At 62.3% G+C, this 11,802-nt stretch carries 13 protein-coding genes; 11 read left to right on the top strand and 2 right to left on the bottom strand.

The genetic code is table 11. The annotated features are described in order from the left end of the window. Positions 1-84 precede the first annotated feature (84 nt). The 4 genes from AB4O09_RS25085 to AB4O09_RS25100 all read left to right on the top strand — a co-directional run bounded on the left by AB4O09_RS25085 (position 85) and on the right by AB4O09_RS25100 (position 3,233). The gene (locus AB4O09_RS25085) at positions 85-447 is read left to right on the top strand and encodes an ArsC family reductase (protein WP_003198212.1); all 363 of its coding nucleotides are present in this window, start codon (positions 85-87) and stop codon (positions 445-447) included. Positions 448-479: 32 nt separating this feature from the next. Continuing rightward, positions 480-1,514, top strand: coding sequence for a 2,3,4,5-tetrahydropyridine-2,6-dicarboxylate N-succinyltransferase (dapD, locus tag AB4O09_RS25090; protein ID WP_038859007.1), 1,035 nt, complete (start codon positions 480-482; stop codon positions 1,512-1,514). Positions 1,515-1,626: 112 nt separating this feature from the next. Continuing rightward, on the top strand, positions 1,627-2,832 hold the full coding sequence (locus AB4O09_RS25095) for an aminotransferase class V-fold PLP-dependent enzyme (RefSeq protein ID WP_460107584.1): 1,206 nt from the start codon (positions 1,627-1,629) through the stop codon (positions 2,830-2,832). Beyond that, positions 2,829-3,233, top strand: coding sequence for a SufE family protein (locus tag AB4O09_RS25100; protein WP_003198207.1), 405 nt, complete (start codon positions 2,829-2,831; stop codon positions 3,231-3,233). The genes AB4O09_RS25095 and AB4O09_RS25100 overlap by 4 nt, the downstream gene beginning before the upstream one ends. Before the next feature lie 117 nt (positions 3,234-3,350). Here AB4O09_RS25100 and tcdA read toward each other — a convergent pair whose 3' ends face one another. Then, positions 3,351-4,163: a tRNA cyclic N6-threonylcarbamoyladenosine(37) synthase TcdA gene (tcdA, locus tag AB4O09_RS25105; RefSeq protein ID WP_003198205.1), complete on the bottom strand. Its 813-nt coding sequence runs from the start codon at positions 4,161-4,163 to the stop codon at positions 3,351-3,353. Positions 4,164-4,381: 218 nt separating this feature from the next. Here tcdA and dapE point away from each other — a divergent pair, with 218 nt between their 5' ends. From dapE to AB4O09_RS25120, 3 genes are all read left to right on the top strand, one after another. Then, a complete protein-coding gene (gene dapE / locus AB4O09_RS25110; protein WP_003198203.1) occupies positions 4,382-5,533 on the top strand; it encodes a succinyl-diaminopimelate desuccinylase in 1,152 nt (383 codons plus the stop codon). Beyond that, on the top strand, positions 5,533-6,342 hold the full coding sequence (locus tag AB4O09_RS25115; RefSeq protein ID WP_003198202.1) for a putative RNA methyltransferase: 810 nt from the start codon (positions 5,533-5,535) through the stop codon (positions 6,340-6,342). The genes dapE and AB4O09_RS25115 overlap by 1 nt, the downstream gene beginning before the upstream one ends. 82 nt (positions 6,343-6,424) lie before the next feature. After that, a complete protein-coding gene (locus AB4O09_RS25120) occupies positions 6,425-6,802 on the top strand; it encodes a hypothetical protein (protein WP_003198200.1) in 378 nt (125 codons plus the stop codon). A gap of 161 nt (positions 6,803-6,963) precedes the next feature. Here AB4O09_RS25120 and AB4O09_RS25125 read toward each other — a convergent pair whose 3' ends face one another. Next, entirely contained in the window at positions 6,964-7,173 is a 210-nt protein-coding gene (locus AB4O09_RS25125) for a cold shock domain-containing protein (protein WP_003198198.1), read from the bottom strand. Between the two features lie 240 nt (positions 7,174-7,413). Between AB4O09_RS25125 and plsB the strand changes: the two genes are divergently transcribed. The 4 genes from plsB to AB4O09_RS25145 all read left to right on the top strand — a co-directional run bounded on the left by plsB (position 7,414) and on the right by AB4O09_RS25145 (position 11,685). Continuing rightward, a complete protein-coding gene (gene plsB / locus AB4O09_RS25130) occupies positions 7,414-9,912 on the top strand; it encodes a glycerol-3-phosphate 1-O-acyltransferase PlsB (protein ID WP_003198195.1) in 2,499 nt (832 codons plus the stop codon). Positions 9,913-10,100: 188 nt separating this feature from the next. Further along, positions 10,101-10,475, top strand: a complete 375-nt coding sequence (locus AB4O09_RS25135) for a hypothetical protein (RefSeq protein WP_013692378.1) — start codon at positions 10,101-10,103, stop codon at positions 10,473-10,475. Positions 10,476-10,566: 91 nt separating this feature from the next. Beyond that, a complete protein-coding gene (locus AB4O09_RS25140; protein WP_003198192.1) occupies positions 10,567-10,962 on the top strand; it encodes a YbaY family lipoprotein in 396 nt (131 codons plus the stop codon). Between the two features lie 33 nt (positions 10,963-10,995). Continuing rightward, positions 10,996-11,685, top strand: a complete 690-nt coding sequence (locus AB4O09_RS25145; protein ID WP_027913152.1) for a DUF4197 domain-containing protein — start codon at positions 10,996-10,998, stop codon at positions 11,683-11,685. Positions 11,686-11,802 lie beyond the last annotated feature (117 nt).

Here is an 11,802-nt window from a genome sequence, read left to right on the forward strand (position 1 = left end):
CAGTCAAGGCACTGAAAGGAACGACGTGGCATAATCGTCCGCTGATTTTCAGGACGATACCGGGAACGTTTTGGGGGAGCATTCATGCCCAAGGAAAACAAGCACTTACAGCTTTTCGGCATCAAAGCCTGCGATACGATGAAAAAAGCGCGTACCTGGCTCGATGAGCACGCGGTGCGCTATGACTTTCACGATTACAAAACTGCCGGCATCGACCGTGAGCGCCTGACCCAATGGTGCAACGAGCATGGCTGGCAAGTGGTGTTGAACCGTGCCGGTACGACCTTTCGCAAACTCGACGACGAACGCAAAGCCGATCTCGACCAGCCGAAAGCCATCGAACTGATGCTCGCCCAACCCTCGATGATCAAGCGCCCGGTGCTTGACCTCGGTGACCGAACCCTGATTGGCTTCAAGCCAGATATTTATGCGGCAGAGATCAAGTAAGCCTGCCCAGTCCATTTTGTAGAGGTAATTTCATGTCCACTACCCTGTTCAGCCTGGCCTTCGGTGTCGGCACTCAAAACCGTCAAGGCGCCTGGCTGGAAGTGTTCTACGCACAGCCGCTGCTCAACCCGTCGGCTGACATCGTCGCAGCCATCGCGCCGATTCTCGGCTACGGCGAAGGCAACCAGGCCATCACCTTCACCACCGCCCAGGCCTCGCAACTGGCAGAAGCACTCAAGGGTGTCGATGCCGCGCAAGCCGCGCTGCTGACCCGCCTGGCCGAAAGCCACAAGCCGCTGGTCGCCACGCTGCTGGCCGAAGACGCCCAGCTGTCTTCCACGCCTGAGGCCTACCTCAAGCTGCACCTGCTGTCCCATCGCCTGGTCAAGCCTCATGGCCTGAACCTGGCCGGCATCTTCCCGCTGCTGCCGAACGTGGCCTGGACCAGCCAGGGCGCGATCGACTTGAGCGAACTGGCTGAGCATCAGCTCGAAGCCCGCCTGCGTGGCGAGCTGCTGGAAGTGTTCTCGGTGGACAAGTTCCCGAAAATGACCGACTACGTGGTTCCGGCCGGCGTGCGTATCGCCGATGCCGCACGGGTCCGCCTGGGCGCCTACGTGGGCGAAGGCACCACCGTGATGCACGAAGGTTTCGTCAACTTCAACGCTGGCACCGAAGGCCCGGGCATGATCGAAGGCCGTGTTTCGGCGGGCGTATTCGTCGGCAAGGGCTCGGACCTGGGCGGCGGTTGCTCGACCATGGGCACCCTGTCGGGCGGCGGCAACATCGTGATCAAGGTCGGCGAAGGCTGCCTGATCGGCGCCAACGCCGGCATCGGTATCCCACTGGGCGACCGCAACACCGTGGAGTCGGGCCTGTACGTGACCGCCGGCACCAAAGTGAAGCTGCTGGACGAAAACAACCAACTGGTCAAAGTGGTCAAGGCCCGCGACCTGGCCGGCCAGCCTGACCTGTTGTTCCGCCGCAACTCCGAGACCGGTGCGGTGGAATGCAAGACGCACAAATCGGCCATCGAGCTGAACGAAGCACTGCACGCCCACAACTAAGCTTCACACCACCACCTGTGGGAGCGAGCCTTTTTGTGGGAGCCAAGCTTGGCTCCCACAAAAAAAGCCCGCTCCCACAGGGTCCGGCGTCATTCGAGCAGGGCCCGAAAGCATGTTGATCCAATCCCCCTGGCGTGCCGATTTCCCGGCCATCGCCGCCCTGCAACGGCAAGGCCAGACCTACCTGGACAGCGCCGCCACCACGCAAAAACCCCAAGCACTGCTGGATGCCCTGACGCATTACTACGTCAATGGCGCGGCCAACGTGCACCGTGCGCAACATTTGCCGGGCGCCCATGCCACACAGGCGTTCGAGGACAGCCGCCTCAAGGTTTCGCAGTGGCTCAATGCCGGAAACTGCGGACAAGTAGTCTTCACCCACGGCGCCACTTCGGCGCTGAACCTACTGGCCTATGGGCTGGAACATCTATTCAACCCGGGCGATGAGATCGTCATCAGCGCCCTGGAACACCACGCCAACCTGCTGCCGTGGCAGCAACTGGCCGAACGCCGTTCATTGACCCTGGCGGTGTTGCCACTGGATGCCGACGGGGTGATCGACCCTGGCGCCGCCGCCGAACTGATCGGCCCGCGTACGCGCTTGCTGGCGGTGAGCCAGTTATCCAATGTGCTCGGGGCCTGGCAGCCGGTGCCGGCGCTGCTGGCGCTGGCCAAGGCCCAGGGCGCGCTGACGGTGATCGACGGTGCCCAAGGCGTGGTTCACGGTCGCCACAACGTGGAGGCGCTGGGTTGCGACTTTTACGTGTTTTCCAGCCACAAACTCTACGGCCCCGATGGGCTGGGCGTGCTGTTTGGCCGTACCGAAGCCCTCGGCAACTTGCGTCATTGGCAGTTCGGCGGCGAAATGGTGCAACAGGCCGATTACCACAGCGCCAGCTTCCGCCCGGCGCCGCTGGGTTTCGAAGCGGGCACGCCGCCGATTGCCAGCGTGATCGGCCTGGGGGCGACCCTGGATTACCTGTCCGACCTCGACCCGCTGGCGGTCATCGAGCATGAGGCAGCGCTGCATGACTACCTGCTCCATGGCCTGTTGGCCCGCAACGGCGTTCGCCTGGTGGGCAACCCGCGCCTGGCCCTGGTCAGCTTCGTGGTCGAAGGCATCCACAACGCCGACCTGGCCCACCTGCTGACCGAGCAAGGCATCGCCGTGCGCGCCGGGCATCACTGCGCAATGCCGTTGTTCAAGCATTTGAATCTGTCGGGGGCGATTCGGGTGTCGCTGGCGCTGTACAACGACTCCGCTGATCTCGAGCGTTTCTTCGAGGCGCTGGACCAGGCCCTGGAGATGCTCCGATGAACCTGCCCGCCGAGGCCGCCACCGCGCTGCAGATTTTCCAGGACGCGTCAGGTTGGGAACAACGCGCCCGACTGCTGATGCAATGGGGCGAGCGCCTGCCGCCCCTGAGCGACGAAGACAAGTGCGAGGCCAACCTCGTCCACGGCTGTGAAAGTCAGGTGTGGCTGGTGGGTCAGTTGCACGACGGGCATTGGCAGTTTTGCGCCAGCAGCGATGCGCGGTTGATCCGTGGGCTGGTGGCGTTGCTGTTGGCGCGGGTCAACGGATTGTCCGCTGAAGAGTTGCAGCAGGTGGATTTGCCGGGCTGGTTCAATCAGTTGGGATTGTCGCGACAGTTGTCGCCGTCGCGTAGCAATGGCTTGAATGCAGTGTTGAAGCGGATGCTTGAGCTGACTGAATGATCGCCATCGCGAGCAGGCTCGCTCCCACAGGGGATCCGTGTCGTACACAAAATTTGTGTTCCTTGAGATCCAATGTGGGAGCGAGCCTGCTCGCGATGAAGGCATCAGCTCCAGTGCTCAAACCTGAGGCTTGACCCTATCCGCCGGCCGCCGCACACCCGCCACGATCTTATCCACAGCCTTGGTCGCCGCGACCATGCCGAACGTCGCCGTCACCATCATCACCGCGCCGAACCCGCCGGCGCAGTCGAGCTTGACGCCGTCGCCGACAAAACTCTTCTGCAAGCAAATGCTGCCGTCCGGTTTCGGGTAGCGCAGTTGTTCGGTGGAGAACACGCAGGGCACGCTGTAGTGACGGGTCACGGTGCGGGAAAAGCCGTAGTCGCGGCGCAAGGTGGAGCGCACCTTGGAGGCCAGCGGATCGTTGAACGTACGGTTCAAGTCGCAAACCTGGATCAGCGTCGGGTCGATCTGCCCGCCCGCGCCGCCGGTGGTGATGATCTGGATCTTGCGGCGCTTGCACCAGGCGATCAGCGCAGCCTTGGCGTTGACGCTGTCGATGCAGTCGATCACGCAATCGATGTTCGGCGTGATGTATTCGGCCATGGTGTCGCGGGTGACGAAGTCGGCCACCGCGTGCACGGTGCAGTCGGGGTTGATCCCGCGCAGTCGCTCGGCCATCACCTCCACCTTGGGTTTGCCGACGGTACTGTCCAGGGCGTGCAACTGACGGTTGGCGTTGCTGACGCAGACATCGTCCAGGTCAAACAGCGAGATCTCGCCCACGCCGCAACGGGCAATGGCTTCCGCCGCCCAGGAGCCGACACCGCCAACCCCGACAATCGCCACATGGGCCGCCCGCAGGCGCTCCAGGCCTTCGATGCCATACAAACGGGCGATACCGGCAAACCGTGGATCTTCTGTACTCATGACCATTACCCCAAAAACCGGCGCGCATTATAGGGCTTTGTCTCGGCAATTTAAGCAAAACCTCTGTGGGAGCGAGCTTGCTCCCACAGGTTTTGTGCTCCACCTGTCCCGCACCAGGGGCCCATGGTGGTCGTTTTGCTATAAGATAACCGCCATTTTGCGCGAGCCAGCCCGCGCCTGCATAAGCCTTGCGTTCACACTATATTCCCGGAGCTTTCATGACGGCCCACGCCGACCTCTCGCCGACCCTGCAACTCGCCTGCGACCTGATCCGCCGTCCGTCCGTGACGCCGGTGGATGCCGATTGCCAGAAACTGATGATGCAGCGCCTGGGCAACGCGGGCTTTGCGCTCGAACCGATGCGTATCGAGGATGTGGATAACTTCTGGGCCAGCCATGGCAAGCATGACGGCCCGGTGCTGTGCTTCGCCGGGCACACCGACGTGGTGCCGACCGGTCCGGTGCAGGCCTGGCAGCTCGACCCGTTCGATGCGGTCATCGACGAACAGGGCATGCTCTGCGGCCGTGGCGCGGCAGACATGAAAGGCAGCCTGGCGGCGATGGTTGTGGCGGCCGAACGGTTCGTCGCCGACTACCCGGACCACAAGGGCTCACTGACCTTCCTGATTACCAGCGATGAAGAAGGCCCGGCCCACCACGGCACCAAAGCCGTGGTCGAACGCCTCAAGGCCCGTCAGGAACGACTGGACTGGTGCATCGTCGGCGAACCGTCGAGCACCACGCTGGTGGGCGACGTGGTCAAGAATGGCCGGCGCGGTTCCCTCGGCGCGAAGTTGACCGTGCGCGGCAAGCAAGGCCACGTGGCTTATCCACACCTGGCGAAGAACCCGATCCACCTGGCCGCGCCCGCCTTGGCTGAACTGGCCGCCGAGCATTGGGACCACGGCAACGACTTCTTCCCGCCGACCAGTTTCCAGATCTCCAACCTCAATTCCGGCACCGGCGCGACCAACGTGATCCCCGGTGATCTGGTGGCGGTGTTCAACTTCCGCTTTTCCACCGAATCCACCGTCGAAGGCCTGCAACAGCGCGTTGCCGATATCCTCGACAAGCATCAGCTGGACTGGCACATCGACTGGGCGCTGTCCGGCCTGCCGTTCCTCACCGAACCCGGTGCGCTGCTCGACGCCGTATCGTCGAGCATCAAGGACGTCACCGGGCGCGAGACCCAGGCGTCCACCAGCGGCGGCACGTCCGACGGTCGCTTCATCGCCACCATGGGCACGCAAGTGGTGGAGCTGGGGCCGGTCAACGCGACCATCCACCAGGTCAACGAACGCGTGCTGGCCGCCGATCTCGATGTGCTGACCGAGATCTACTACAAGACGCTGATCAAGTTGCTCGCCTGATGCTCGCCTGCCCGATCTGCAGTGAACCGCTGAACGCGGTGGACAACGGCGTGGTCTGCCCGGCCGGCCACCGCTTCGACCGCGCGCGGCAGGGTTACCTGAACCTGCTGCCGGTGCAGCACAAGAACAGCCGCGACCCCGGTGACAACCAGGCGATGGTCGAAGCCCGCCGCGACTTCCTCAACGCCGGGCATTACGCCCCGGTCGCCCGGCGCCTGGCGGAACTGGCCGCCGAACGCGCGCCCGGACGCTGGCTGGACATCGGCTGTGGCGAGGGCTACTACACCGCGCAGATCGCCGAAGCGTTGCCCAACGCCGATGGCTATGCCCTGGACATTTCCCGCGAGGCGGTCAAGCGCGCCTGCAAACGCAACCCGCAGCTGACCTGGTTGATCGCCAGCATGGCCCGGGTGCCGCTGGCGGACGGCTGCTGCCAGTTCCTGGCCAGCGTATTCAGCCCGCTGGACTGGCAGGAGGCCAAGCGCTTGCTCAGCCCCGGCGGCGGCCTGATGAAAGTCGGCCCCACCGCCGGCCACTTGATGGAATTGCGCGAGCGCCTGTACGACGAAGTGCGCGAGTACACCGACGACAAGCACCTGGCCCTGGTGCCGCCGGGCATGGTGCTGGATCACAGCGAAACCCTCGAATTCAAGCTGACCCTCGACAGTGGCCAGGACCGCGCCAACCTGCTGGCCATGACGCCCCACGGCTGGCGCGCCAGTGCCGAACGCCGTGCCAGCGTGATCGAGCAGGCCGAGCCGTTCCAGGTCACGGTGTCGATGCGCTACGATTATTTCGTTCTTCAATAACCTTTTGATTCCGGTCCCGGGCAACCGCTCGGGCCCCGTTAAATCCGCGAATGGATTTTTCAAGACCGCAGCGAGGACATCCATGCGCCAACCCGATATCGAGATTTACCTCAAAGACGCCGACGTCGACCACAAGGCCATCGCCGCCTGGCTCGGCCAGGCCCTGGGCCCGTGCAGCGACTGGGTGCAGAAAGGCCAGACCTACAAGTGCAAGGCCGGCAACATCCCGGTGACCTGGCTGCCCAAGGCCGTGGGCAAATGGAACAGCCTGTACCTGGAAAGTGACCAGACCCCGTGGGAAGACGACATCGCCTGCGCCCGCGCCGCCTTCGCCGCACTGAATGTCGAAGTGCGCTGCGCGCCTGGGTCATGGGTCGAGGAAGAAGGCGAGGAGTCGGCGGATCGCTGGATTCGCATCAGCGCCGATGGGGAAGAAGAGATTACCTGGAAGACGGCGTGACGCCAGTCTCAGGAGCAGCCTAGATCCAAATGTGGGAGCACTGTGGGAGCAAAGCTTGCTCGCGATGGCGGAGGTACATTCAACATCGATGCAAGCTGACCTACCACTGTCGCGAGCAAGCTTTGCTCCCACAGGGATCTACCACGGCTTCAAGAGTGGGGTTACAACCCCACCACATCCTCAGCCTGCAAGCCCTTCTGCCCTTCCACGACCGCGTACTCGACCTGCTGGCCTTCGGTCAGTGAACGGTGGCCTTCGCCGCGGATGGCGCGGTAATGCACGAACACATCCGCCCCGCCTTCACGCTGGATGAAGCCGTAGCCCTTCGCGTCGTTGAACCACTTCACACTGCCGGTTTCCCGTGCTGCCATGATGCTCACTCCCATTTTTATTTTTTGAGTCGGCTTTTCCCGCCCAACCGCAAAAGGCAAAGCCGTACGAATTTTAGCCACCCTCCGGCCATCCATAAGGGAGGCCGTGGCAGTCACTGGCCGAGTATATGACACACGAGAAAACTCTCAACTGACTTTACTTCGGCGCTTTTTTGCCGATTTTCGGCGAATCCGGCACACTGGCGCCCGCCCCATCCCATTCACTCATGCAGAAGCCGTATGACCCGCTCCCCGTTCCGCCGTCTTGTGTTTGGCACCCTGCGCCGACTGTTGTACCTCTGGGTTCGCTCAGAGACGATCAACCAGTCGTCCTTCACCCTCAACCTCGACCGCAGTCGTCCGGTGTTCTACGTCCTGCAAGATCCTTCGCTCACTGACCTGGCGGTGCTCGACACCGAATGCACCAAGGCCGGCCTGCCCCGTCCGGTGCTGCCGGTCTCGGTGGGCAACCTGCTGGAACCGGCGGCGTTTTTCTACCTGACGCCAGCGCCGGACTGGATCGGCCGCCAGGACAAGCGCGGTGCGCCGCCCACCCTGACTCGGCTGGTCAACGCCTTGACCCACAATGCCGCCGAAGACGCCCAGATCATCCCGGTCAGCGTGTTCTGGGGGCAGTCGCCCGACAGCGAATCCAGTCCCTGGAAACTGTTGTTCGCCGACAGTTGGGCCGTCACCGGACGCCTGCGCCGCCTGTTGAGCATCATGATTCTGGGGCGCAAGACTCGCGTGCAGTTCTCCGCGCCGATCCACCTGCGCGAGCTGATCGAACACGACAAGGGCCACGAACGCACTGTACGCATGGCCCAGCGGATCCTGCGGGTGCATTTCCGCAATCTGAAAGCAGCGGTCATCGGCCCCGACATCTCCCACCGACGCAACCTGGTCAAGGGCCTGTTGAACCAGCCGCTGGTCAAGCAGGCGATTGCCGAGGAAGCCGAGCGGGAAAAGATCTCCGCCGAAAAAGCCAAGGCCCAGGCCCTGCGCTACGGCAACGAGATCGCCTCGGACTACACCTACACCGCGATCCGTTTCCTGGAAGTGGTGCTGAGCTGGTTCTGGAACAAGATCTACGACGGCATCAAGGTCAACCACATCGAAGGCGTGCAGAACGTCGCCCAAGGCCACGAAGTCATCTACGTGCCGTGCCACCGCAGCCACATCGACTACCTGCTGCTGTCGTACCTGCTGTTTCGCAACGGCCTGACGCCGCCGCACATCGCCGCCGGCATCAACCTCAACATGCCAGTGATCGGCGGCCTGCTGCGCCGTGGCGGGGCGTTCTTCATGCGTCGCACCTTCAAGGGCAACCCGCTCTACACCGCCGTGTTCAACGAATACCTGCACACGCTGTTCACCAAAGGTTTTCCGGTGGAGTACTTCGTCGAGGGTGGACGTTCGCGCACCGGGCGCATGCTGCAACCCAAGACCGGCATGCTCGCCATCACCCTGCGCAGCTTCCTGCGCTCGTCGCGCATGCCCATCGTGTTCGTGCCGGTCTACATCGGTTATGAGCGCGTACTGGAAGGCCGCACCTACCTGGGCGAACTGCGCGGGGCCAGCAAGAAAAAAGAATCGATCTTCGACATCTTCAAGGTCATCGGCGCCCTCAAGCAACGCTTCGGCCAGGTGGCGGTGAACTTCGGCGAACCGATCAAGCTGGCGGAATTCCTCGACGGCGAACAACCGGATTGGCGCCAACAGGAACTGGGCCCGCAATTCAAACCGGCCTGGCTCAACGCGACCACCAACCGCCTCGGCGAGCGCGTGGCCCGGCACCTGAACGAAGCCGCGGCGATCAACCCGGTCAACCTCGTCGCCCTGGCGCTGTTGTCCACCAGCCGCCTGGCCCTGGACGACCGCGCCATGGCCCGGGTGCTCGACCTGTACCTGGCGTTGCTGCGCAAGGTCCCGTACTCGCCCCACACCACCCTGCCCGAAGGCGATGGCCGGGCGCTGATCGAACATGTAAAAGGCATGGACCTGCTGTCGGAACAGAGCGATGCCCTGGGCAAGATTCTGTACCTGGATGAGCAGAACGCGGTACTGATGACCTACTACCGCAACAACGTCCTGCACATCTTCGCCCTGCCGGCGTTGCTGGCGAGCTTCTTCCAGAGCAGCTCGCGCATGAGCCGCGAGCAGATCCTGCGCTACACCCATGCGTTGTACCCGTACCTGCAATCGGAGCTGTTCATTCGCTGGTCGCTGGAAGAACTGGATGGCGTGGTCGACCAGTGGCTCGAAGCATTCGTCGAACAGGGCCTGCTGCGTTTCGAAAATGACCTGTACCTGCGTCCGGCGCCGAGTTCGCGGCACTTCGTGCTGCTGACTCTGCTGTCAAAAAGCATCGCCCAGACCTTGCAGCGCTTCTACATGACCGTTTCGCTGCTGCTCAACAGCGGCCAGAACACCATCAGCGCCGAAGAACTGGAAGACCTCTGCACCGTCATGGCCCAGCGCCTGTCGATCCTGCATGGCCTGAATGCGCCGGAGTTCTTCGACAAGAGCCTGTTCCGCCACTTCATCCAGACCATGCTCGACCTCGACGTACTGCGCCGCGACGAGGCCGGCAAACTCAGCTACCACGAACTGCTGGGCGAACTGGCCGAAGGCGCGGCCAAGCGAGTGCTGCCGGCGGAAATTCGCCTGTCGATCCGCCAGGTGGCGCTGCATCGCAGTGAAGATGCCGCAGAGGTCGCCATCAGCCCCGACAGTTGAAGGTTGTCGATCACTCACCGAGAAGCATGGAACGCTTGCGGTGAGTTGATGGGACAGTCAACCAGCTTACTCCGACGCTGCGCAGCGGCTAAGGCGACGTCAAACCAAGAAAAGACCTACAGAGAACTTTGGAGCAGGCCTTTAGGATGGGCTCACGTCAATGTCGACGTACTGAAAAGGAATTCAGCATGAACATCATCACGTTAACCCTGCAACTGCCCGAAGGCTTTCAACTCCCGGAAGCCGCTCGCACCGAAGTCAGTGTGCAAAATGCTGCCGGCGCTCAGATCAGCGCCAGCGGTGGCCAGGGTTCCAACATGGCGCCTAAGGAGCCAGTGGCCCAGCAGCCTTGGCAATATCGCTTTCTCCTCGACCCCAAGACGACGCCCGTAGGGGAGGAACTCTCGGTCAAGGCACAAGCGTACGAAGGTGACACCGCGCTTTTTCTTGAAACCGAACAGGCCTTCACCTGGGATGGCGGCAATCAACACGTTGACATCCTGCTGAGCCTGGCGCCAGCATCGCTGGCTGAAACTGTTCAAGCGCCCGCGTTCGGTTCCTGAACCGCGACGTTACGAATGGATGCTTGGACGCAAATCCGCTAAATGCTCATTGACGCCCGCGTGGCTGGCGTCAATGAGCCAGGTGCTTCCAATGAAAAAACTCGCTCTGCTTGCATCCATGGCGCTACTGGCCGCTTGCCAATCGACAACCCCACCCTCCGCGTCCCTCGATGGCGAAGTCTTCTATCTGCAACGCATTGCCCTGCCGCCCAACGCTACCTTGAGCGTGAGCCTGCAGGACGTTTCCCTGGCCGACGCCCCTGCGGTGGTACTCGATGAGCAGAGCGGCCCGATCAAAGGCCAGGTCCCACTGCCGTTCCACCTCAGTTATGATCCGGCCCAGGTCAAGCCCGGGCATCGTTATGCCGTGAGTGCCCGCATCGAAGTGGACGGCCAGTTGATGTTCATCACCACTGAACAACACGCCGTGCAACTCGATGGCAAGGATCCGCAGCCGTTGAAGATCCGCGTCAACGCCGCACGCTGATTCCTTTTTCAAACTTTCATCAAGGACGCCATCATGCTTCTTTCAACCCTCCGTTTCACCAGCCTGTGCGCAGGCCTGCTGATCTGCGCCAATGCCATGGCCCTGTCCCTGGGCGACCTGTCGCAAAAAGACGCCACGGGCGGACTCAAGGACGCCTTGACCCAAGGCGCGCAGGTAGCGGTCAAGCAACTGGGCACACCCGGCGGCTTCAGCAACAACCCGGATGTGAAGATCGAACTGCCGGGCAAGCTCGGCAAAGTCGCCAGCAAGATGAAAGCCTTCGGCATGGGTGATCAGGTCGATCAACTGGAAACCAGCATGAACCAGGCCGCCGAAGCTGCGGTGGTCCAGGCCCAGCCGATCCTGGTCAATGCCGTGAAGAACATGAGCGTGGACGATGCCAAGGGCATTCTCAGCGGCGGCCAAGACTCCGCCACGCAATACCTGAACAAGAGCAGCCGCGAGCAGATCCGCGCCAAGTTCCTGCCCATCGTCAAGCAAGCCACCGACAAGGTCGGCCTGGCGCAGAAATACAATGCCTTCGCCGGCCAGGCCGCGACCTTCGGCGTGCTGGACGCCAAGAGCGCCAACATCGAAAACTACGTGACCGAGCAGGCGCTGGACGGGTTGTTCGAGATGATCGGCAAGCAGGAAGCCACCATTCGCCAGAATCCGGCGGCTGCGGCGACCAGTTTGGCGAAGAAGGTATTCGGTACGCTCTGAGTCTCAATCCGAAACAACTGTGGGAGCGAGCTTGCTCGCGATGGCGGTATTGGCTTCAACATCTTGGTTGACTGTTACACCGCTATCGCGAGCAAGCTCGCTCCCACATTGGATCTG

It is taken from the genome of Pseudomonas sp. H1_F01, from assembly GCF_054681425.1.